The sequence below is a fragment of the Serratia sp. LSHTC3 genome (genome assembly GCF_057197125.1).
The window spans coordinates 1396212-1419181 of sequence record NZ_JBXUNP010000001.1; the positions used below are offsets into that span (position 1 = coordinate 1396212).

The window sequence follows — 22970 nt, forward strand, 5'->3', positions numbered from 1 at the left end:
GCTTCACCCGCGCGGCTTTTTGTGTTCTATTGGCTAGCGGTTTAACCGGGTACCGTTACCCTTTGACCGATTCGTTGAGTTGAAAGGACTCCCCATGTCAGTACTGCGTATTCTGGCGCTGCTCGCCGCGACTGCCGCCGCGTTGCCCGCTCAGGCTAAGCCTGCGCTCCACGGGGCGGCGGCCGGAAACGGCATTCGTTGGCAATCTTGTCTCAACAGCGGCTTTCAGCGCTGGTTCGATGAGGCGCCGCCGCCGGGGCTGCGCTGTGGCTATCTCGAGGTGCCGCTGGCGTACGCCACGCCGCCCGCTCATACCGTGCAGGCGGGCGAACAGACCGTTCGCCTGGCGCTGACCCTGCTGCCCGCCACCGGGCCGAAAAAGGGCAGCGTGGTGACGATCAGCGGCGGGCCGGGCCTGCCGGGCATCAACCCCTATTTAGGCAACGACGCCCACGTCGCCAGGCTGCGTAAATCCTACGACATCATCGGTTACGATCCGCGCGGCGTCGGCCAATCGACGCCGAAAATCTCCTGCCAGCTGGCCGAAGGTGACGAACTCCCTGAACCGGACGACAACGACGTGGCCGGCGCGGAGAACCAGACGCGCGCCCTGATTGCCGCCTGCATCAAACAGACCGGCGCGGACGTGCTGCAACATATCGGCACCGACGAAGCGGTCAACGATCTGAATGCGATCCGCCACGCGCTGGGCGAGCCAGGGCTGACGGCGGTGGCGTACTCTTACGGCACCAAGGTGGCGGCGCTGTATGCCGAGCGTTTTCCGAAGAAAACGCGCGCGCTGGTGCTCGACGGGGTGGTGGATCTGGCCGAGGACGATTTCACCCAGCGGCTGAACCAGGAACGGGGTTTCCAGCAAAGCTTCCTGCGCTTCGCCGCCTACTGCGGTAAAACCGACAGCTGTCAGCTGGGCGGCGGCGCCAATCAGGCGCTGCAGCGCTATCACGCCTTGCTGCGCAAGCTGCACGAGCAGCCGTTCGTCACTGCGGCAGGCTATGAAATCTCCGCCGACGACGTGTTGACGGTCACGCGTTCGCTGCTGCTGTGGCCGGAGCGCTGGCATGAGCTGGCCACCGTGCTGCGCCAGCTCGATGCCGGCATCGCCGGACAGCAGGTTTCCGATCTGATCGACGAAAGCTATTCGCCGGATGCCGATGACGCCCTGAACGTCATCACCTGCGCCGACGTCGCCAACCCGACGGCCGATCCGCAGCAGTTGCGCCGGCAGCGGCAGGAGATCAATACCGCCGCTTTGTATGCCCACTATCTGCCGCTGCACGAATACCCGCTGGAAATGTGCGATCTGTGGCCGTACCGTGGCAAAGATCGGCCGCACACCCCGGCTGCGTCCGCCGCGCTGCCGCCGCTGCTGTTCGTCGCCCAGCGCTACGATCCGACCACCCCGTACCGCAACGCGCAAGTGATGGCCGCCGCCTTTAAAAGCCCGCTGATCACCCGCGAACGCGACGGGCATACGCTGGCGCTGAACGGCATCGACAGCTGCGTTGACGAAAGCGTGGTGGATTATCTGCTGGCGCCGAAAAAGCCGCGCCGCGACAAGATTTGCCGCTGAGAAGGCCGGGGAGCAGCCCGGCCTTAAGTGAGTCAGCCGGCGAAAATATGCGCCTGGCCCATCACGTTGAGAGTGACCTGAGCACCGGGCTGCAGGCCTTCGCGGCTGACGGTTTTGATCTCGATTTGCGCGCCGCCGGCGACCATCCGCAGGTTGAGCGTAGAGACGAAGCCGGCGAAATCGATGCCGGTGATCACCGCCTGGCCGCGCTGCGCCGGATCGGACAAGCCGATTTGAATCTGCTCCGGGCGCAGCATGATGCGCGCCGGGCCGCTGCGTTGGCGATCGTCGACGGCGATGCGCCCCAGTGCGCAGTCGGCCCAGCCGTGCGCCAGTTCGGCGGCCAACACCAGCGTTTCGCCAAGGAAGCTGGCGGTCGGTTCATCGACCGGGCGCAGATAAAGATCCTGCGGCGCGCCCACCTGCGCCAGCCGGCCATTGCGCATCACCGCCACCTGATCGGCGAACGACAGCGCCTCGCTCTGATCGTGGGTGACCAGGATCGACGCTACTTTGGCCTCCGTCAGCAGTTCGGCCACCGCTTTTCGGGTGGCGGCGCGCAGGCCGGTATCCAGCGCCGAGAACGGCTCGTCCAGCAGCATCAGCCGGGGTTGCTGCGACAGAGCACGCGCCAGCGCGACCCGCTGCTGCTGCCCGCCGGACAGTTCATGCGGCCACAGGGCCGCCAGACGGCGATCCAGCGCCACCATCTCCATTAACGCCTCGATGCGATGCTGTTTCTCGCGTTTGCTGCCCTTGAGGCCAAAACCGATGTTGCCGGCGACGGTAAAGTGCGGGAACAGCGCGCCATCCTGCGGAACGAAGCCGATGCCGCGCAGATGCGCAGGCACCCAGCCGCCGCCGTTGCCCATGGCTTGCCCCTGCAGCAGGATCTGGCCGCCGTCGGGGATTTCAAAGCCGGCGATGATGCGCAGCAGAGTGGTTTTGCCGGAGCCGGAAGGGCCGACGATCGCCGTGCGGCTGCCGGCGGTAACCTGCAGGTCAATGCGTTCCAGCACTCTGATGGCGTTGTAAGATTTTCCGATACCGTGCAGTTCGAGCGTGCTCATAGTCCCGCCGTGCGTTTAGATTGAGAATAAAGAAGCCAGGTGAGCGGCAGCGACAGCGCCACCATAATTAGCGCATAAGGCGCGGCGGCAACGTAGTCTATCTCGCTGGTCAGCGCCCAGAAGCCGGTGGCCAGCGTGCGGGTGCCGTTCGGCGCCAGCAGCAGCGTGGCGGTCAGTTCATTGGCGATCGCCAGGAATACCAGCGCCGCGCCCGCAGCGGCGCCCGGCGCCGCCAGCCGCAGCGTGGTGCTCCACAACGCCTGCGCCGGCGATTTGCCCAGGCTGCGCGCCACGTTTTCCAATTCCACCGGCGCCTGTGCGATACCGGCGCGCAGATTGATCAGTGCCCGCGGCATAAACATCAGCAGATACGCCAGCAGCAGGGTGAGTTCGGTCTGGTAAATCGGCCGGAAGCTGTGAATGGTGATGGTCACCAGCGCCAGCGCCACCACGATGCCGGGCAGCGAGCTGGTCACGTAGTTGCAGCCTTCCAGCACCCGATACAGCCGGGCCGGATAGCGTACCGACAGCCAGGCCATCGGAATGGCGCACAGGGTGATCAGCAGCGCGCCGGCGGCGGACAGCGACAGCGTTTGCCACAGCGCGGGCCACAGATCGGCGTTGCGCCATACGTCGAGGCCGCCCAGCCACAGCCAGCGGGCCAGGGTAATGAAAGGCACGCCCAACGCCAGCGCAGTCAGCGCGATCGGCAGCAGCAGCGCCAGCGCGGCGAGCGGCGGCGAAAGGCGGCGCGGCGTTTGGCTGCGGGCGCTGCCGGAACCGACGCGGGCATAGCGTGCGCGGCCACGGCTTATCGCCTCAAGCAACAGCAGCCCCAGGCAGCACAGCACCAACACGCCGGCCAGCATGTTGGCCGCCGGGCCGTTGAAGGTCGATTGGAACTGATCGAAGATGGCGGTGGTGAAGGTATCGAAACGGATCATGGCGTACAGGCCATACTCCGCCAGCAAGTGCAACGCGATCAGCAGCGAGCCGCCCCAGACCGCCAGTTTCAGCTGCGGCAGCACCACGCGGAAAAACACCGCCGGCGGCCGGGAGCCGAGTGAGGTGGCGACGTCCTCGATACCGGGATCCAGGCGGCGCAGCACGGCGGCGGCAGGCAGGTAGATAAACGGAAAGTAAGCGAGCACCGAGATGAAAACGCCAGCACCCAGGCCGTGCATCGACGGCACCAGGCTGATCCAGGCATAGCTTTGCACAAAGGCCGGCACCGCCAGCGGCGCGGTCGCCAATACCGCCCAGAGACGGCGGCCCGGCAGCGTGGTGCGTTCGGTCAACCAGGCCAGGGCCACGCCCAGCACGGCGCAGATCGGCAGCGTCAGCACCACCAACAGCAGGGTATTCAACAGCAGCTCCGCCACACGCGGGCGGAAAACCAGTGCTTTGACCGTTTGCCAGCCGGTTTCAACCGCCACGCCGATAACGAATCCCAACGGCAGCAGCGCCAGCAACGACAGCAACACGGCGCTGACCACCACGATCGCCCCTGGCCGCGGGTGACGGGGGACAACAGAATAACGCCGCGCGGTCTGCGCGGCGTGGGTACTCAGGTTTGACATAACGATCAAAAACTCTCGGTTTGCCGGCGGGCCTTACAGCAGGCCCGCCTCGGTCATCAGTTCGACAACTTTCTTACTGTTCAACTGCGCGGCGTCTACCTTCGGTGCGTCCAGATCTTTCAGCGGCACCAGTTTCGGGTTAGAGGCCGCACCGACGCCGACGGCGTATTCGAAGGCGTTGTTGGTGCGCAGGATCTCCTGGCCCTGTTTGCCGGTGATCCACTTGATGAACGCCTGCGCCTGCTGCTGATGCTTGCTGGAAGCCAGCACGCCGCCGCCGGAGATGCTGACGAAGGCGCCCGGATCCTGATGTTTGAAGTAATACAGCTTGATGTTGTTGCTGTTCTCGCCGGTTTTCGCGCCGTCCACGAACGGGTAGTAGTGATAGATCACGCCGCTGTCGATCTGGCCGGCATTGACCGCTTTCATCACCGTGCTGTTGCCTTTATAGGCGGTAAAGTTGGTTTTCATCGCTTTCAGCCAGTCCAGCGTGGCTTTCTCGCCTTTCAGCTCCAGCAGCGCGCTGACGATCGCCTGGAAATCGGCGCCCGACGGCGAAGCGGCCCAGCGGCCTTTCCATTCCGGCTTGGCCAGATCCAGCAGTGACTTCGGCAGCTGCGCGTCGCTCAGTTTGGCCGGGTTATAAACAAACACGGTAGAGCGGGCGGCGATGCCGATCCAGCGGCCGTGGCTTGGGCGATATTGTGGTTCCACCTGGGCCAGCGTGGCGGCGTCCAGCGGGGCGAACAGCTTGGCGTTATCCACCAACACCATCGCCGGGGAGTTTTCCGTCAGAAACACGTCGGCAGGTGAAGCGCTGCCTTCCTGTACCAGTTGGTTGCCCAGTTCGCTGTCGCCGCCGTTGCGCAGCGTCACCTTGATGCCGGTGTCTTTGGTAAATCCGTCGACCCAGGATTTCACCAGATTTTCATGCTGGGCGTTATAAATAACGATGCCCTGGTCGGCGGAGGCCGCCTGAGCGCCAAAGGCCAGCATCATCGAGGAGGCGAGCAGGGCGACGGGGCCGAGAGATGAAATACGCAGCTTCATGCAGTTATCCTTTTTAGCGTTCGAATGAAGAAAACGAATATCGCCTGGCGAGCGCAAGCAGGCCGATTTTAGCCAAGAACATCAATAATGATAGTGAAAACGATTCGTATTAAATTATTTTTGACGATCGCTCACAAAATGAATTGCCCTAAGGATAAGTTAAGCTTCGGCTGGAATAATCTGTATTGATTGCCTGAATTTATGTCACCGCCGGTTCACGGCGTTCCTGACGGCAATGCCGGTCTCCGCGTTTATCCTCGTGTTTTTCATCGTTCTGTCGCCAGTACTTCTTTGATAATGAAAGAAATTCAACACCGCTTTTGGTTATGACTCATAGCGATTAATGATTTAATTTATTCCACTGCCTCATTGCATATTAAACGCGATAAAACACTAATCAGGGATATCGACGTGAAATATTCATTTAATGGCAAGAAACTGGCTGGTTTAATCCTCCTGGCTTTTAACGTTACGGCTGCCCAAGCCGCTGAGGTGCCGGCAGGCGTTAAACTGGCGGCGGTGCAAGAACTGGTGCGCGCCAACGGGTATGAACCGGCGACGCTGGATCCAAACCTGGCCGAAAGCAATGTGGAGTTCTACATCTTCAACGATCTGTTCGAAGGCTTGCTGCGCGTCGGAAAAGACGGTGAAGTGATCCCGGCACTGGCGCAGACGTGGGAGCATCAGGGCAACGTCTGGACTTTCCATCTGCGGCCGCAGGCCAAATGGTCGAACGGCGATCCGGTGACCGCCGACGATTTCGTTTACAGCTGGCGGCGCCTCACCGATCCGAAAACCGCCTCGCCGTACGGCAGCTATCTGGCTTCGGCCTACGTGCTGAATGCGGCGGCGATCAACGCCGGCAGCAAACCGCCGAGCGAGCTGGGCGTCAAGGCGCCGGACGCGCACACTCTGCAGGTGACGCTGTCGGAGCCTAATTCCTATCTGCTCAAGCAACTGGTGCATTTCCCGGTTTTGCCGGTTAACCGCAAGGTGGTGGAGCAGTACGGCAAAAACTGGACGCAGCCGGCGCACTTTGTCGGCAACGGGGCGTTCCGCCTCAGCCAGTGGGTGGTGAACGAAAAGGTGGTGGTGGAACGTAACCCGCAGTATTGGGATAACGCCAATACCGTGCTCAACAAGGTCACCTTCTTGCCGATCCAGGGCTTCCCGGAAGTGGCGCGTTTTCGCGCCGGTGAGGTTGAGCTGGGGTATACCACGCCGCCGGAGCTGTATCAGCAGCTGAAAAAAACGCTCGGCGAGCAACAGCTGGTGACCTATCCGCTGCTCTCCACCAGCTATTTCGCCTTCAACAACCGCCAGGCGCCGTTTAACGACGTGCGGGTGCGCCAGGCGCTGAACCTGGCGCTGGACAAAGAGATTATCGCCGGCAAAGTGTTGGGATACGGCCAGCAGCCGGCCTGGACCTTTACCCCAACTGGGGCGGGCGGCTATAGCCTGCAGCCCGGCGCCGCGGCCGGTTTGACGCCGGAACAACGCCACGCCCAGGCGAAGCAACTGCTGGCGCAGGCCGGTTTCAACGCCGAGCATCCGCTGCGCTTTACCGTGCTGTACAGCAATGACGCCACCATCAAGAAGATCGTCATCGCCGCCGCCGCCATGTGGAAAAAGAACCTCGGCGCAGAGGCCACCTTGCAAAGCCAGGAGCGCAAAGTCACGCTGGACAATATCAACCGCGGGCAGTACGGCGTGGCCTTTACCCGCTGGCTGGCGGATTACAACGATCCGTCTACTTTCCTGAACGTGTTCCGTTCCGACAGCAGCGAGAACAGCCCCAAATACCGCAATCCGGAGTACGATCGCATTCTGCATCAGGCGACGGCGGCGCCGACACCGCAGCAGGTGCAGCAATATTTCCAGCAGGCCGAGGCGGTGCTGGCCGTCGATACGCCGGTCGCGCCGGTGTACTACGAAGCCAACGCCACGCTCATCAAACCTTACGTGAAGGGGATCGACTTTACTCGTCAGGGCGCCTTATACGATAAAAACGTCTACATTCTCGAACACTGAAAAATAAAAAACGGCTGATTTATATCAGCCGTTTTTATAAATGGCCGTTTAATTAACATTATCCTAAATACTCCATAAACGACGGGCAATCTTTTCTTCCCGCCGGATAAAACAACGCCTATACTGCGCCGGTAGTTTATATGCAGTATCTCGTTTGGCGAGGCTCCTATACAAACACAGGTTACTGATCTGACGACATCGAGAGATGCCCAAGGTTAAGACAGGCTTTATCGGATTAAGGTTTAGCCCAAAGTAACTTCCGAGCAACAACTCGGATACGTTGTATAGTGCTAAAACCTGGACGCGGAGATAGGCAGTCTGCACTCCCTCTGTGGTTACGCCCCTATGCGATTCGCTGTTGAAGTTCACAACAGAAATAGGGACTGACAAAATGATCAAGTCACATCAACACTATTCTTCTCCGGCGCTGAACGCGACTGAAACTCTCGACGAGACTTCGGTCGCCGGTTATATGAACGCCGATTTTATTACCGTTCCCGCAACGATGACGGTCAATCATGCCCGGGAATATTTACTTTCGCAGCTCAAAACGGACGAAATTCCCAGCCGGGTATTTATTACCGCGGACGATTATCATCTGCGCGGCACACTGTCGGTGAAAAAACTGTTGCAGTGCGAAGAACAGGATAAAGCCGTCGGCGTAATGATGGATTACAGCTATTTCCAGGTTTCGCCCGACGATGACCGCAACGACGTGGCGCATCTGCTGGGCAAAGGGGGGCTGGACGTGGTGCCGGTGGTGGCCAATAACACGCTGGTCGGCGTACTGGGCGAGCGTGAGATCGCCCGGCTGGTCGAGGATGAAAACACCGAGGATGCACAACGCCAGGGCGCGAGCCTGCCGCTGGACAAGCCTTATCTGGAGACCAGCCCGTGGGCGCTGTGGCGTAAACGCTCGGTGTGGCTGCTGATGTTGTTCGTCGCTGAAGCCTACACCGGCAACGTGCTGAAAGCGTTTGAAGATCAGCTCGAAGCGGCGATTGCGCTGGCGTTCTTCATCCCGTTGCTGATCGGCACCGGCGGCAACAGCGGCACCCAGATCACCTCGACGCTGGTGCGCGCCATGGCGCTGGGAGAGGTCAGCCTGCGCAACCTGGGCGCGGTGATCCGCAAGGAGGTCACGACCTCGCTGCTGATCGCCGTCACCATTGGTCTGGCGGCCTGGGTGCGCGCCTGGATCATGGGCGTCGGCATGGAGGTGACGCTGGTGGTCAGCCTGTCGCTGGTGGCGATCACCGTGTGGAGCGCCATTGTTTCGTCGATCATCCCGATGCTGCTGAAACGTCTCGGCATCGATCCTGCCGTGGTGTCGGCGCCGTTTATCGCCACCTTTATCGATGGCACCGGCCTGATTATTTATTTCAAAATCGCCCAGCACGTTTTGGGTATTTAAACCGCTCCGCCCGTAAAGGGCGGAAATGTGACAAGCCTGAGGAGGACGTTAAAAACCATGGATGCCGACCAACCCCGATATTTAACGCAAGGGGATTTTATCGATAACATTTAACCTGAGGACAAAATAATGGGAAACATGACTATTTTTATGGGATTCCTGGCAATGATCAGCTCGCTGGGCCTGTTGGCGGCCTATATGAGCACCAAATGGGATGATTAATGAACGCTAAAGATCCGCCTAGATGCATCCTCCCCGTAACCGCTATTTATTATGGGGAGGATTTAGCGGCGCGCTGAACGCGCGGCCTGATACGGGAGTTGATAATAATGACGATTCTTATTCTGGGATTGCTCTACGCCATTTTAATGATTTCGGTGGGGGTGAATGAGATTTATTTTTATTCCACCGGAAAATCCAATTTTCTTACTAGCCTCATGCTGACTTTCTCTGGCAGTATGCTGCTGATCGCCTTTGTCTGGCAATTATCCTCTAAAGTAAAAAAATAAATCACCGTCCGAATGTGAGCAGCATCATGCAAAATGAAAAACAGGCCGTGGCCAGAAACTCGATGATCGCCAGCGGGTTGCTGGCCACGGGCAAATTCGTCGCCGGCATTTTTACCGGCAGTATTGGCCTGATATCCGAAGGGATCCACTCTTTCACCGATTTTATCGCCACCAGCATCACCTGGCTGGCGGTGCGCATCAGCGATAAACCCGCCGATGACGATCACCACTTCGGCCACGGCAAGGTGGAAAACCTGGCGGCGCTGTTCGAGGTGTTGCTGTTGCTCGGCGCCGCCGGTTGGATCGTCTACGAGGCGGGCAGTAGCCTGCTCGGACAACCGCATGAGATCGTCGCGGCGCCGGTGGTGATCGCGGTGCTGCTGATTTCCATCTGCGTCGATTTTTTCCGCGTGCGGGCGCTCAACCGCGTCGCCAAGGCGACCGACAGCGCGGCGCTGGAAGCGGATGCGCTGCATTTCTTCTCCGACATGCTTTCGTCCGGCGTGGTGCTGCTGGGCATGGTGTTTGTGCTGCTGGGCTTTGGCCGTGCGGACGCCATCGCCGCGCTGATCGTCGCCGGTTTTATCTTTGTCGCGGCAATCAAACTGGGTAAACGCTCCTTCGACCCGCTGATGGATGCCGCGCCGGCCGGAGCCACCGAGGCGATTCGCGCCACGCTGAACAGCTTCCCGGCGGTGCTGGCCTGCGACAGCGTGCGTATTCGCAACGCCGGCGCCGTACTGTTTGTCGAGATCACGGTGGCGGTGTGCCGCACCTTGCCGCTGGAGTGCATCGATGCGCTCAAGCGAGAAATCGTCGAACGACTGCGGGAGCAGTATGCCAAGGCGGAGTTTACCGTCATCGCGGTGCCGCAGACCCGCAGCGACGAAGACATGGCGACGCGCATTCGGGCGATCGCCGCCAATCACGGCGCGCAGGTGCAGAACGTCACCTTGCAGCAGTTGCCGACGCGCATGGCTATCGGCATGGATCTGGCGGTGCCGGCCAACGCCAGCGTGGCGCAGGCGCATGATATCGCCACGGAGATAGAAGGGATCCTGCGTCAGGCGATCGGCGAGGACACCGAGATAGAGACCCATCTGGAGCCGCAGACGCCGCACTGGCTGGCCAGCGAGGATGTTTCCGCCGCCGAGCTGGCCGATATCCGGCTGATTTTGCAGTCGGCGCTGGAGCAGGGGGATAAGGTGCAAGACGTGCACAACATCCGGGCGCGCAGAACCGACGGCGGCATCATCGTCAACTTCCACTGCCGGGTGTCGCCGGCGGTAACCATCGCCGCCGCGCACGATGCGGTCGATCGGGTCGAGCGGCGGCTGCGCGCGCTTTATCCGGCCATCTCACGCGCGATAGGGCACGTCGAGCCGATCAAGCCCGGCGTTTGAATCAGCTCGGCCAATTGCGGATAGAGCGCCGCGTTGGCCAGCAGCAGCGGGTTGCCGCGTCGCAGCCCGTTGTGGTGCATAAAGTCATTCGCCACGCCGCCGGCTTCGCGCGTCAGCACCAGCCCAGGCAGGCTGTCCCAGGCGTTCATATGCGGTTCGTAATAGCCCAGCAGACGCCCGGCGGCCACCTGGGCGGTCATCAACGCGCCGGATCCGCTGCGCACAAACATGCCGCCCGCCTGCAGCAGGCGACAGAGAAAACCGCTGAATTCCGCCGCCGAGGCACGCGGTGATATCCCGACGCCCATCACGCCATCCGCGACGCTGCGCCCGGCATGCACGCCGATCGGTTCCCCGTTGAGGAAAGCGCCTTGGCCACGGCAGGCGCGGAACATCTCGCGGTGGTTGGGATCGTAGACCACGCCGATCGTTGGCACGCCGTCGATCACCACGCCTATCGCGATACACCAGGTATGCAACCCGTTCAGGAAGCAGGCGGTGCCGTCAATCGGATCGACCACCCAAACGCAGGTGGCGTTATCGCCGCTGCTGCCGCCGCTCTCTTCGCCGAGAAACCCATCCAGGGGAAAGCGACGGTTGATCATACGGCGGATCAGCGCCTCGACGCGGCGATCGGCTTCGCTGACCACGTCCTGCAGGCCCTGTTTAAACTCGACGGCCAGACTCTGCCGGCGTTGATAAAAGCTGAAGGCGAGATCGGCGGCGGCGCGGGCGATTTCACGCGCGAAGCGGTAGCGCGCCTCGATGTCCCGTGGAGAGAGTGATGTCATGGAGTGCCTGATAACGAAAAAAGAATGGCAGTAGCCTGCCAGAGAATGATGAAAGTAATGTGTCGCTCAGCGCTGCGGATAACAAAAGCGCAGCGTGTCGCGCCTCAAGCCGGTGGCGGCACGCGGTTTTTGCAAAGAGGAAAAAACAGGCCGCCGGGCGGCCTGTGAGATTGATGACAAACCTTATATCCTAGCCGGGTTGGCAGAGAGCACCGAATAAAAAACAAGGAAAATCAATTTATTGATTTTCGGCCGATCGCCACAAAGAGGGGAAAAACCACGCTTTTTCCCCTCTTTGTCAATAGCCTGACAGGCCGCCGGGGCGGCCTGTCAAGGTTAACCCAGACTCAACCGGGCGGTGATGTCGGCAATCTCGCGGCGCCAGCGCGCCTGAAGCTCCGGTTTTTGATGCTTCGGTTTACGCGCCAGGTCGGCCTCCAGTTTGCTTTCGAGGGCAAACAGGGCGGTCAGCAACGCCTCTTCGCCTTCCAACTGCGGGTTTGGCGTCGGGGCGTCTGCGTTGGCCTGGTGCGCCGTCGGCAGAGCCGGCGTTTCACCCGCCAGGCGCTGGTACACCGGCGCGAGATCGTGCCACTCCTCCAGTTTTTGCTGGTCGATCAGCCAAAAGCGGTTGCAGCTCTGTTCGATCAGCATCCGATCGTGGGTGACCAGCATGACGGCGCCGGGGAATTGGCGCAGCGTTTCCGCCAGCTCCTCTTTGCCGGCCATATCCAGGTGGTTGGTGGGCTCGTCCAGCAACAGCAGCGAATGGTTGGCCAGCGTCAGGCCGACGAACAACAACCGTGAACGCTCGCCGCCGCTCAGCGAACGGATCTGCTGATGGTGGCGCAGGTAAGGGAACCCGGCGCCGATCAGCGCCATTTTCCGCTGTTCCTCGGTCAGCGGCGCAAACTGCGCCAGCGCTTCGCTCAACGTGTCTTCATCGCGCAGCTGTTGCAGGCTCTGATCGTAATAGCCGATGCGCACGCGCGGATGGAACAGTGCCGGGCGCTGCGTTTGTTGCTGATACTCGCGCCACAGCAGGCGCAGCAGCGACGATTTGCCGCAGCCGTTGCGTCCGACGATGGCGATGCGATCGCCGCTTTTCACGCGCAGATGTTCCAGGCTGAACAGCACCGGCGCATCCGGCGCCGGGCGCACCGCCCAGTGCGGCAGCGCCAGCAGGCGATCGGCGTCCAGCGCTTCTCCCTGCAGCCGCAGCCGCCACGGGCTGCCGGCGGTCAGGGTGGTCTGTTCTTCCTTCAACCGATCGACGCGCTTCTCCATTTGCTTGGCCTTGCGCGCCAGATCTTCGTTGTCGTAGACCTTGCCCCAGGTCGCCAGGCGCTTGGCGCTTTTTTCCACCCGGTCGATTTCCTTTTGCTCGGCCTGTCGCCGCTGTTCGTCTGCGGCGTCCTGTTCCGCCAGCGCGGTGCGCGCCGCAGAGCAGGGCAAACGGAAGAACTGCAGCGTTTTGTCGCGCAGGATCCAGGTGCAGTTGGTTACCTGGTCGAGCAGGTAGCGATCGTGCGACACCAGCACGAAGCTGCCGGTCCAGTTACGCAAGAACTGTTCCAGCCACAGCAGCGTGGGCAGGTCCAGGTGGTTGCTGGGTTCGTCGAGCAGCAGCAGATCGGGCTGGCGGATCAGCGCGCGCGCCAACAGCAGCCGCGTATGCTGGCCGCCGCTGAGGGTGCCGGCGGTCAGCATCCAGCTCGCCGGTTCAAACCCCAGCTCGGCCAGTAGTGCTTCGCAGCGCCAGCGTTCGCTGAGGTGTTGGCCCGCAGGCAGCCGCGCCAGTACCGCATCCAGCAGGGTACTGGCGTGTAGCTCAGGCGGCAGGTGCTGCTCAATGCGCGCCATCAGACATTGATGTGACAATGTCACCGTTCCGGTGTGCGCAGGCAGGTCGCCGCTGAGAATTTGCAGCAGGGTGCTTTTGCCGCAGCCGTTATCGCCGATCAAACCGATGCGGTCGCCTTTTTTCAGGCTGAAGGAAATCTCGCTCAGCAGGACGCCGAACGCGTTGTCGTAACCGACAGATTGTGCAGACAGTAATGTGCTCATTGCTTACTCAAGAGTTACAGGCATGACAATGCCTATCGTCAAACATTGCTGACGACAACCCGGTAAGCCGGAGGGAAGATCCTGGATTTAGTAAGCTTCGCTCAAGCTGGGTTATCGCAGCGCGATACCGGTAATGCTTGAGCGGCGACGATTACCAAAGAAGTGTGAGTGAAAAACCAATTCACACGTCAGCATAGTAAGTCTCCTTTTATTGGTTGCAGGTTAATCGGTGGCTGGATTATAGAGCGCTTCATGCCGTATCGCCAGTGTAAAAGCGCCTGAATTATCAGCAAGCTAAGGCGAGCGCGGGCGCGTGGCACACAATGGGAATAATTACTGTATTTCGGCCGACATTAAGCAGCTATTATAATTAGCGTTTATGGTTAAGCGACGGTTCATCCGCCGCCTGTTCGTCTGTCTATCAGATAATGATGCTGAGCACTGAATTTATGTTAAAGCCTCGCCCGTTCCTGCTGTTGTTATTATTGCTGTTGGGTATGCAACTGACGCCGTTCGCCGCCGTCGCCGCCACCCAGGATGATCCCGCCGCCGAAAGCGCGCCCGATCCCGCTACGCAGCTGAAAGCCGCGCAAAAGCAGTTGGACAGCATGAAGCAGCTGGTTTCCAAAGCGACGACCGACACCCAGCTCAGCAAGCTGCGGTTGGCGACCGACGATCTGGTCGCCAGCATGGATAAATTGTCCGCCGATCTGCAGCCGGTGCAGGAAAAACTGCAGGCGCAGCTGGACGTGCTGGGGCCGGCCCCGGCGGCCGGCGCGCTGCCGGAAACCCCGGCCGTCGCCCAGCAGCGCAATGCGCTGAACAGCAGCAAGAAGCAGTTGGACGATGCGGTAAAACGCGCGCAGGCCATCAAGACCAGCGCCTTCGATCTGGGCCAGCAGATCAGCGATCTGCGCCGGGTGGCGTTCAAAACCCAGCTGGCGCTGAACACCGGCAGCATTTTGGGCGTCAAATTCTGGACGCCGGTCGTGCAGCCGTCAGCGGATGACGTGCAGCGGCTGGACCAGTTCAACGCCGAGATGAAAGCGGCCTGGGACGCCAGTTGGCAGGACGAATGGCGGTACGGCACGCTGGCGTTGCTGGCGCTGGCGGTGATCGTCTGGTCCTGGGGGCGCTATTTGTCCGAGCGTTTCCTCGCCTGGGTCAGCATTCGCTTCCTGCCGGACGGGCGCCTGCGCCGCAGCTTTATGGCCATCATCACCGTGGCGGTGACGGTGATCACCACCTCGATCGCGCTGAACCTGCTGTATTACGTCTTTATCCGCGTGCAGCCGCTGCCGGTCATGCTGGAAGACTTTGCCGAAGGCTTTAACCGTCTGGGAATTTTCTGCGCGCTGATCGCCGGGCTGGGGCGTGCGGCGCTGTCGCTGAATCGCCCGTCCTGGCGTTTGGCTTCGCTGGACAATGAAGTGGCCGCCGGGCTGCGTTACTTCTCGCCGCTGCTGGCCGGTCTGGCGCTGGCGTTCGGTACTGTGGAGCTGATCAACAACGTCGTCAGCGCCTCATTGGCCACCACCATCTTAGGCAACGGCCTGGTGGCGGGGCTGATCGGCATGGTGCTGCTGGCGGCGCCGCTGCGCGGCCAGCGCATTCGTCGCCGTCTGGAGCAGCAGGGCGCGCACCTGGAAAAACGCACGCTGGTCGGCGGGCTGGTGCACATCGTCACCCTGGTGTGTTCGGTGGTGATCCTGCTTTCCCTGCTTATCGGCTACATCGCCTTCGCCCGCTTCCTGACCTACCAGCTGATCTGGGTGGTGCTGGTGCTGATGGCGTTCTACTTCATGGTGCTGTTCGCCACTGACCTGTGCGCCGCGCTGTTTTCGCCGCAGACCGTCAGCGGCAAGATGCTGAAGAAAACGCTCAGCTTCAAGGATCGCCATCTGGAGCAGGTGGCGATCATCACCACCGCGCTGGCCAAATGTTCACTGTTGCTGTTGATGATCGTCGCGTTGTTCAACGGCTCGTTCGGCAGCACCACGCCGGGCTCGCTGATGGAGAAAATCGTCTCGATCCTGACCGGCGAAGGCTTGCAGCGTTTCAACATCGTGCCCGGCAACCTGCTCAACGCCGTGATCTGCCTGGCGATCGGCATCTACATCCTGCGTGCGGTACGGCGCTGGCTTGGCTCTGAGCTGTTGCCGAAGACCATTTCGGACGTCGGCATCCGCGCCTCGCTGGTGACGCTGTTCAGCAATATCGGCTATGTGCTGGTGATTCTGATCACCCTGGCGGCGCTGGGCATCCAGTGGAGCAACCTGGCGTGGATCGTCAGCGCCCTGTCGGTCGGTATCGGTTTCGGTTTGCAGGAGATTGTGAAGAACTTTATTTCCGGCCTGATCCTGCTGACCGAACGCCCGGTGAAGGTCGGGGATATGATCGGCATCGGCGGCGTGGAAGGCGACGTGCGGCGCATCAACGTGCGCGCTACCGAAATCCAGCTCAGCGACCGTTCCACCATGATCGTACCGAACTCGCAGCTGATCTCGCAGAACGTGCGCAACGCCACCATGGGCAACGCGCAAGGCGTGGTGACCATCGCGTTGACGTTCCCGACCTCGATCGATCCGGAGCAGGTGCGCAATATCTTGCTCAGCGCCTATAACGAGTACGAAACCATTCTGGACACGCCGGCGCCTTACGTGCGCTTCAGCCAACTGGGGCCGGACGGCATTATCCTGAGCGTGACCGGCTATGTGCCGAGCCCGCGCATGGTCGGCGCCACCAAGAGCGAACTGCTGTTCAATATCCTCAAGCTGCTGCGCGCGCAGGAAGTGAGCCTGTCCAGCCCGCAAGAAGTGGTATTTATGAAGCAGCAGGCGACGCGATATCAGGCCAATGAAGAGGAGCACTCCTCCTAGTGCCGGTTTGAGGCGGCGGGCCGTTAAGCGACGGCCCGCCGAGCGCGGCTAGTACATCGATGGTTCCACCGATTGCGAGCAGTCGCTGTTGGCGCTGGATTTGGTGCAGGTGTAAGGTTCATTTGGCGATGCCGAAGGCGCATTCGATGGGCCGCCACCTCCGCCGATACAACCGCTCAGCATCAACGTCAAAAACACGAGAATTATCTTCTTCATCTCACCGTCCTCCATTGCGATTCCTCCTTTAAGTATATGCCGGGAAAGCGAACGGCACCGCTTGCCGCTGCGAACTATACTCCCTGGATGCCGTATTGATGCTCAACCTCGGCGAATGAGGGGAGAAAGATGCAAATCGACGACGATTTGACCCGCTTTGCCGCGCAGGGCGCGCCGCCGTTGCCGCCCGGTTCCAGGCAGGGCTTTGTCGAACACGACGGCGCGCACATCTGGTATGCGGCCTATGGCGCTGATCCGACGCTGATCCTGTTGCACGGCGGCCTGGGCCACAGCGGCAACTGGGGGTATCAACTGCCGGCGCTGCTGGCCGCCGGCTACGGGGTATTGCTCATCGATAGCCGCGGGCACGGACGCAGCACGCGCGACGCCCGGCCGTATCGTTACGATCGGATGGCCGATGATCTGTTGGCGGTGATGGCGGCGCTGCAAATCCCCCACGCCGCGCTGGCGGGCTGGAGCGACGGCGCTTGCGTCGCGCTCATCGCCGCCCATCGGGCGCCCGAGCGGGTGGACGGCGTCTTTTTCTTCGGCTGCAATATGGATGCCAGCGGGGTTAAACCGCCGCCGTCCAGTCCGCTCGTCGAGCGCTGCTTTGCGCGCCATGCGCAGGACTATGCCGCCTTGTCACCGACGCCGGAGGATTTCGCTCCCTTCGTCTCCGCCGTAAGCCTGATGATGAGCAGCCAGCCGGACTACCGCGCACGGGAATTGGCGGCCATTCGCGTGCCGGTGACGATCGTTCACAGCGAACACGATGAATTTATCCGCGCCGAACATGCCGCCTACCTGAGCCGCAGCATTCCTGGCGCCCGTTTGACGACGCTGCCGGGCGTCAGCCACTTCGCGCCGCTGCAGCGGCCCGCGCTGTTCAACCGCGCGTTGCTGGATTTTCTCGCCGGTGTGATGCCGCCGCCTGCGCGTTGACGCTCGTTGTTCTATGCTGGAGGCGGGGCATTTGGGCATCATCGAAGAGGACATCATGAGCGAAAGCATCGTGGTCAGATCGCTGGAACAACGGGATTACGCCGCCTGGCTGGCACTGTGGCAAGGGTATAACGCCTTTTACGGCCGGGAGGGGGCAACGGCGCTGCCGGATGAGGTGACACAGACCACCTGGCGGCGTTTTTTCGACGCCTACGAACCGATGTACGCGCTGGTCGCCGAGCATCAGGGGCAGGTCGTTGGATTAACGCACTATCTTCTGCACCGCAGCACCATTCAGCTGCAGCCCAACTGCTATCTGCAGGATCTGTTCACCGCAGAGGCGGTGCGCGGCAAAGGGGTGGCGAGGGCGCTGATCGCGGCGGTTTACGAGCGTGCGCAGCAGTTGGGGTTGCCGCGTGTGTATTGGAATACCCACGAAACCAACCAGATCGCCATGCGGCTGTACGACAAGGTGGCGGAGCGTCCCGGTTTTGTGATGTATCGCAAGGCGTTTTGACGCGGGATGAAAAAACAACCCCACATAGCCCAATCTTATTTTGCTTTTGAGGAAAAAGACGGCGGTTTTTACCGGTAACAGGCCAACTGGGGCGTGAAATGTTCAAAGTGAAGCGTCCGCTTTAGCCGTTTCTGTGCCAGGTATGCGGGTGTCGTCAATATATTGATACACAAATATATTTTTCCTAAATGAATAAACAGATGTCCGGGCCAGCAAAACTGGCAATAATAGGCGAGTCGGCCGCTTATCTTCTCCTCATCGTCGACGGTTGTGACACGAACAGATTGTCACCTTACGCAGCAGAAGTCTCTGGATCCAAGATGCAAACCACCTCGTTGTCCGATGCCCGGAAAATTTGGCCCGCACTCACCGTCTTTCTGTTGGTGTTCGCGGTTTGCCTGTTGGGCATCGTGAGCCGCCCCGTCGGATTTTTGGCGATATTCTGGCCGGTAAACGCCGTACTGCTGGCGTTTCTGGTGCGCCGCCCGCAGTGGGCCACGCGCGCCGGCTGGGGCATGGCGGTGCTGGGTTATCTGGCGGCGGACCTGCTGACCGGCAGTTCGCTGCAAAAGGCGCTGCTGCTGAACGCCGCCAATCTGGCCGGCGTGGTGGTGGGGTATCTGCTGTACATGCGGCTGTCGCCGCCGGCGCGTATGCTGCAGCGTGGCGCCTCCAGCATGTACCTGTTCGGCATCTGCCTGGCCGCCGCCGCCGCGACCGGTTTGGTGGGCGCGGCGGCCTCGCAGTGGCTGTTCGGCAGGCCCTATTTGACCTCGCTGGCACTGTGGTTCTCATCCGAGTTCACCAACTACGTCACGCTGATGCCGTTTATTCTGGCGTTTCCCGCCGATTGGCGGCATCGCTTGCGCGCGGCCCGCAGCATAGTGACGCAGCGCAGCCAATGGCCGCGCGCGGGACGAAAACTGGCGGTATTGGCGCTGCTGGCGTTGGCGGCGATCTGCAGCGTGCTGATCGGCGGCCCCGGGGCGGTGATCTTTCCCATGCCGGTGCTGCTGTGGCTGGCGATGTCCTTTTCGCTGTTCTGCACCATGATTGCGGTGCTGATTTATGTGCTGTGGTGCCATCTGGCGATCGATTTCGGGTTGCTTAGCACGACGCTCGACATGCAGGTGTTGCAAAACGCGGTATCGATGCGTTTGGGCATCGCGCTGCTGGCGCTGGGGCCCATCGCCGTGGCCAGCATGAACTATGCGCGCAGCGCGCTGCTGCGCACGCTGGAGCATGTGGCGAACCACGATGCGCTGACCCACGTGCTGACGCGCAATGCGTTTATGCAGCGCGGCGAGCGGATGATTGACCAAAAGGGCGAGTTGGTATGCGTCATGATGCTTGATATTGATTACTTCAAATCGATCAATGATCGTTTCGGCCACGCCGGCGGCGATCAGGCGCTGATGGCCTTTACCCGTGCGATCGCCGCCGATTTGCGCGTCGATGATCTGTTCGGCCGCATGGGCGGCGAAGAGTTCGCTATCGTCTCGACGCTCGGCCAGCCACAGCAAGGGTTGCAGCTGGCCGAACGGCTGCGGCAACGCATTGAGGCGGAATCGATCACCATGCCGGCCGGCCATCCGCTGCAGATCACCGTCAGCATCGGCATGGTGACCTGCCCGGGCGGTTCCGGCCACAGCCTGGCCGACTTGCTCAAACTGGCGGATCTGGCGGTATACAAAGCGAAAAACGCCGGCCGTAACCGGGTCGCCACGCCGGACTCTGACCCACCGAACGATCCTGAGCGCTGAACTTCCGATCCGGGTTGCGCGCCCGCCGTCTAAACTGGTAGGGGGCGCAGGCAACGTCGCCCGCGCTGAACCGACTGTCCTTAATCAGACAAGAGGATACCAGGATGAAATACGTAGACGGTTTTGTGGTGGCGGTACCGGCCGCCAACAAGGAGGCTTATCACCGGTTGGCGGCCGCAGCGGCGCCGCTGTTCAAAGAGTTTGGCGCCACGCGCATCGTGGAGTGTTGGGGCGATGACGTGCCCGACGGCAAGCTCACCGACTTTCGCGGCGCGGTGAAGGCGCAAGAAGGTGAAGTGGTGGTGTTCAGCTGGATAGAGTACCCCTCCAAAGCGGTGCGCGACGCCGCCAACGAGAAAATGATGAACGATCCGCGCATGAAGGCGCTCGGTGAGATGCCGTTTGACGGCAAACGCATGATCTTTGGCGGGTTCGCGCCGATCCTCGATGCGTAAAGGAGGCGCAAATGGCCAGAATTACGCAACATCTGTGGTTTGAAAAGGACATGGAAGCGGCGCTGAATTGCTATGTCGCGCTGATCCCCGGTTCGTCCGTGAACTGGTTTTCCGACCTGCCGGCGGATACGCCGAGCGGCCCGGCCGGCAGCGTGAAACTGGCTTCTTTCACGCTGGGGGACCAGCGCTACGCGGCGATCGAAGCCGGGCCGCTGGATCCGTTCAACCACAGTTTCTCCGTGATGGTGGAATGTGACGATCAGGCGGAAGTCGACCGGCTGTGGGATGCCTTGAGCGAGGGCGGCGAGGCGGAGCAGTGCGGCTGGCTGCGCGATCGCTGGGGGCTGTGCTGGCAAATTGTGCCGCGGCGCCTGACGGAGTTGATGAACGATCCCGACGCCGCTCGTGTGCGGCGGGTCACGGAAGCGATGCTGCTGATGGGCAAAATCGACATCGCCGGGTTGGAAGCGGCGGCGCGGGGCTAGCGGTAAGAGAACGAAGGAGAGAAAGGATGCATCGAGAGCGGCACAGTATTGAACGCATCGGCTGGCTGCGGGCGGCGGTGCTCGGCGCCAACGACGGCATCGTTTCGACGGCCAGCCTGCTGCTGGGCGTGGCGGCGGCCAGCGCCGCGCATTCCGCGCTGATGATCGCCGGCGTCGCCGGGTGGGTGGCCGGGGCGATGTCGATGGCCACCGGTGAGTATGTGTCGGTCTCGTCGCAGGCGGATACCGAAAAGGCCGCGCTGGCGGAAGAGCAGGCGGAGTTGCTCGAAGACTATCCGGGGGAGTTTCGCGAACTGACGTCAATCTACGTGCATCGCGGGCTGGATCCGGCGCTGGCTCGGCAGGTGGCGGAAAAGCTCATGGCGCATGATGCGCTGGAGGCGCACGCGCGCGACGAGCTGGGCATTTCCTCCGTCACCCGCGCCCGGCCGCTGCAGGCCGCGTTGGCGTCGGCCCTCAGTTTCTCCCTCGGCGCGCTGCTGCCGCTGCTGGTGGCGCTGTGGGCACCGCTCGACTGGACGCGAGCGGCGCTGGTGGCGTCGGCGCTGATTTCTCTCGGCGTTCTCGGCGGCATCGCCGCGAAAACCGGCGGGGCGCCGATCTTGCCGGGCGTGGCGCGTATCCTGATCTGGAGCGCGCTGGCGATGGCGGTCTCCTCAGGCGTGGGCATGCTGTTTGGCGTGACGGCAGGCTAACGCCGCGTTTGCATCAATCTATTGCACCTCAAACTCAGAATTTATCATTTGTCAGCCGCCGGCGTTCACGGCATGGTGACGGCAACGCCAAATCAGTCAGGGACTCTTATGCAAAAATCACAGATCCAACCGTGGGTTGCGCAGCATCCGCTGCTGCAACGAATGGTCGCCCTCGAGCCGATCACCTGGTTCAATCCGCGTGCGACCACGCTGGCCGCCGGCTTGCCCCATGTCGGGCTGACCGCCGCCGACGTGGCCGAAGCCGAGCAGCGCCTGGCGCGTTTCGCGCCTTATCTCGCCGCGGCCTTCCCGGAAACCCAGCCGACAAAGGGGATCATCGAGTCCGAGCTGGTGGCGATCCCCGCCATGCAGCAGGTGTTGGATCGGCGCTATGGGCAGGCGTTGGGCGGGTGTCTGCTATTGAAAAAGGACAGCCATCTGCCGATTTCCGGTTCAATCAAAGCGCGCGGCGGCATCTATGAGGTGCTGACGCACGCGGAGAAACTGGCGCTGGAGGCGGGGCTGCTCCAGATCGGCGACGACTACGCCCGGCTGTGTTCCGATGCATTTCGTCAGTTCTTCCGCCAGTACCGCATCGCCGTCGGATCAACCGGCAATCTGGGATTATCCATCGGTATCATCAGCGCCCGCCTGGGATTTGATGTCAGCGTGCACATGTCGGCGGATGCGCGAGAGTGGAAAAAACAGAAGCTGCGCGACAATGGCGTGACGGTGGTGGAATACGCTGACGATTACGGCGTGGCGGTCGAGCAAGGGCGCCAACAGGCGGCGAACGATCCGAATTGCTTCTTTATCGACGATGAAAACTCGCAAACCCTGTTCCTCGGCTACGCGGTGGCGGGCGGCCGCCTGAAGCGGCAGTTTGCCGAACAGGGCATTGTGGTGGACGCGCAGCATCCGCTGTTCGTGTATCTGCCGTGCGGCGTCGGCGGTGGGCCGGGCGGTGTGGCCTTTGGCCTCAAGCTGGCGTTCGGCGATCACGTTCACTGCATTTTCGCCGAACCGACCCATTCCCCCTGCATGCTGCTCGGCGTCTACAGCGGGTTGCATGACGGCATTGCGGTGCAAGATCTCGGCATCGACAACCGCACGGCGGCGGACGGGCTGGCGGTGGGGCGCGCCTCGGGTTTTGTCGGCCGGGCGATGGAGCGCCTGCTGAGCGCATTTTACACGCTGAGCGACGAAGAGATGTTCGCGTTGCTCGGGTTGTTGGACAGGCACGAGCATATCCAGCTGGAACCCTCCGCCCTGGCGGGCATGGCCGGGCCGTGGCGCATGGAGGCCAATGCGCAACAGCTTAGCGGGCAAGGGGTGAGCGCGGAAAGCCTGGCGCAGGCGACGCATCTGGTGTGGGCGACCGGCGGCGGCATGGTGCCGCCGGCGGAAATGGCGAAGTACCTCGCCGCCGGGCAGACGGCGGAGTAAGGCGCAATAAAGTAAAAAGGGGCGAACATCGCCCCTGATTGG

The 22970-nt window shown here is 61.5% G+C and carries 19 protein-coding genes and 1 riboswitch; of the genes, 14 read left to right on the plus strand and 5 right to left on the minus strand.

Annotation, left to right across the window (positions count from 1 at the left end; translation table 11 throughout):
* The first annotated feature begins 94 nt into the window (after positions 1 to 94).
* Positions 95 to 1591 carry an alpha/beta hydrolase gene (locus tag AC2CGI_RS06660; protein ID WP_076741216.1) on the plus strand — a complete coding sequence of 499 codons (1497 nt, stop codon included), beginning with the start codon at positions 95 to 97 and terminating at the stop codon, positions 1589 to 1591.
* Between the two features lie 32 nt (positions 1592 to 1623).
* On the opposite strand, the gene AC2CGI_RS06665 is transcribed toward AC2CGI_RS06660, so the two are convergent.
* The 3 genes from AC2CGI_RS06665 to AC2CGI_RS06675 are packed head-to-tail and all read right to left on the minus strand — an operon-like array spanning position 1624 to position 5291.
* Positions 1624 to 2661 carry an ABC transporter ATP-binding protein gene (locus AC2CGI_RS06665; protein WP_076741217.1) on the minus strand — a complete coding sequence of 346 codons (1038 nt, stop codon included), beginning with the start codon at positions 2659 to 2661 and terminating at the stop codon, positions 1624 to 1626.
* Positions 2658 to 4241, minus strand: coding sequence for an ABC transporter permease (locus AC2CGI_RS06670; RefSeq protein ID WP_076741218.1), 1584 nt, complete (start codon positions 4239 to 4241; stop codon positions 2658 to 2660). Before AC2CGI_RS06670 ends, AC2CGI_RS06665 begins: the two co-directional genes overlap by 4 nt.
* Before the next feature lie 33 nt (positions 4242 to 4274).
* Positions 4275 to 5291, minus strand: coding sequence for an iron ABC transporter substrate-binding protein (locus AC2CGI_RS06675; RefSeq protein ID WP_004938115.1), 1017 nt, complete (start codon positions 5289 to 5291; stop codon positions 4275 to 4277).
* A 411-nt stretch (positions 5292 to 5702) separates the two neighbouring features.
* Here AC2CGI_RS06675 and AC2CGI_RS06680 point away from each other — a divergent pair, with 411 nt between their 5' ends.
* The 5 genes from AC2CGI_RS06680 to AC2CGI_RS06700 all read left to right on the plus strand — a co-directional run bounded on the left by AC2CGI_RS06680 (position 5703) and on the right by AC2CGI_RS06700 (position 10648).
* Complete coding sequence (locus tag AC2CGI_RS06680) at positions 5703 to 7322, plus strand: ABC transporter substrate-binding protein (RefSeq protein WP_076741219.1); 1620 nt, start codon at positions 5703 to 5705, stop codon at positions 7320 to 7322.
* 142 nt (positions 7323 to 7464) lie between these two features.
* Positions 7465 to 7638, plus strand: a riboswitch (M-box (ykoK) riboswitch).
* 75 nt (positions 7639 to 7713) lie between these two features.
* Positions 7714 to 8736: a magnesium transporter gene (locus AC2CGI_RS06685; RefSeq protein ID WP_004938111.1), complete on the plus strand. Its 1023-nt coding sequence runs from the start codon at positions 7714 to 7716 to the stop codon at positions 8734 to 8736.
* A 129-nt stretch (positions 8737 to 8865) separates the two neighbouring features.
* Positions 8866 to 8958 carry a protein MgtS gene (gene mgtS / locus AC2CGI_RS06690; RefSeq protein WP_004938109.1) on the plus strand — a complete coding sequence of 31 codons (93 nt, stop codon included), beginning with the start codon at positions 8866 to 8868 and terminating at the stop codon, positions 8956 to 8958.
* A gap of 107 nt (positions 8959 to 9065) precedes the next feature.
* Positions 9066 to 9245, plus strand: coding sequence for a hypothetical protein (locus AC2CGI_RS06695; protein WP_004938106.1), 180 nt, complete (start codon positions 9066 to 9068; stop codon positions 9243 to 9245).
* Positions 9246 to 9271: 26 nt separating this feature from the next.
* Entirely contained in the window at positions 9272 to 10648 is a 1377-nt protein-coding gene (locus tag AC2CGI_RS06700) for a cation diffusion facilitator family transporter (RefSeq protein ID WP_076741220.1), read from the plus strand.
* Here the strand turns inward: AC2CGI_RS06700 and AC2CGI_RS06705 are convergent.
* Together AC2CGI_RS06705 and AC2CGI_RS06710 are read right to left on the minus strand one after the other, a co-directional pair.
* Positions 10591 to 11439 carry an inositol monophosphatase family protein gene (locus tag AC2CGI_RS06705; RefSeq protein WP_076741221.1) on the minus strand — a complete coding sequence of 283 codons (849 nt, stop codon included), beginning with the start codon at positions 11437 to 11439 and terminating at the stop codon, positions 10591 to 10593. The two genes, AC2CGI_RS06700 and AC2CGI_RS06705, sit on opposite strands and share 58 nt — an antisense overlap.
* Positions 11440 to 11775: 336 nt before the next feature.
* Complete coding sequence (locus AC2CGI_RS06710) at positions 11776 to 13506, minus strand: ABC-F family ATP-binding cassette domain-containing protein (protein ID WP_076741222.1); 1731 nt, start codon at positions 13504 to 13506, stop codon at positions 11776 to 11778.
* A gap of 449 nt (positions 13507 to 13955) precedes the next feature.
* Here AC2CGI_RS06710 and AC2CGI_RS06715 point away from each other — a divergent pair, with 449 nt between their 5' ends.
* From AC2CGI_RS06715 to dsdA, 8 genes are all read left to right on the plus strand, one after another.
* Positions 13956 to 16385, plus strand: coding sequence for a DUF3772 domain-containing protein (locus tag AC2CGI_RS06715; RefSeq protein WP_175628169.1), 2430 nt, complete (start codon positions 13956 to 13958; stop codon positions 16383 to 16385).
* Positions 16386 to 16730: 345 nt separating this feature from the next.
* Positions 16731 to 17546: an alpha/beta fold hydrolase gene (locus tag AC2CGI_RS06720; RefSeq protein WP_076741224.1), complete on the plus strand. Its 816-nt coding sequence runs from the start codon at positions 16731 to 16733 to the stop codon at positions 17544 to 17546.
* Between the two features lie 55 nt (positions 17547 to 17601).
* Complete coding sequence (locus AC2CGI_RS06725; RefSeq protein WP_041922341.1) at positions 17602 to 18063, plus strand: GNAT family N-acetyltransferase; 462 nt, start codon at positions 17602 to 17604, stop codon at positions 18061 to 18063.
* A gap of 320 nt (positions 18064 to 18383) precedes the next feature.
* Positions 18384 to 19826, plus strand: coding sequence for a GGDEF domain-containing protein (locus tag AC2CGI_RS06730; protein WP_076741225.1), 1443 nt, complete (start codon positions 18384 to 18386; stop codon positions 19824 to 19826).
* 104 nt (positions 19827 to 19930) lie between these two features.
* Positions 19931 to 20281: a DUF1428 domain-containing protein gene (locus AC2CGI_RS06735; protein ID WP_004938082.1), complete on the plus strand. Its 351-nt coding sequence runs from the start codon at positions 19931 to 19933 to the stop codon at positions 20279 to 20281.
* An 11-nt stretch (positions 20282 to 20292) separates the two neighbouring features.
* Positions 20293 to 20766: a VOC family protein gene (locus AC2CGI_RS06740; RefSeq protein WP_015377932.1), complete on the plus strand. Its 474-nt coding sequence runs from the start codon at positions 20293 to 20295 to the stop codon at positions 20764 to 20766.
* 26 nt (positions 20767 to 20792) lie between these two features.
* Positions 20793 to 21482 (plus strand): VIT1/CCC1 transporter family protein, encoded by a 690-nt coding sequence (locus tag AC2CGI_RS06745; protein WP_015377931.1) that lies wholly within the window; start codon positions 20793 to 20795, stop codon positions 21480 to 21482.
* 108 nt (positions 21483 to 21590) lie between these two features.
* The gene (gene dsdA, locus AC2CGI_RS06750; RefSeq protein ID WP_076741226.1) at positions 21591 to 22928 is read left to right on the plus strand and encodes a D-serine ammonia-lyase; all 1338 of its coding nucleotides are present in this window, start codon (positions 21591 to 21593) and stop codon (positions 22926 to 22928) included.
* The last annotated feature ends 42 nt before the right edge of the window (positions 22929 to 22970 follow it).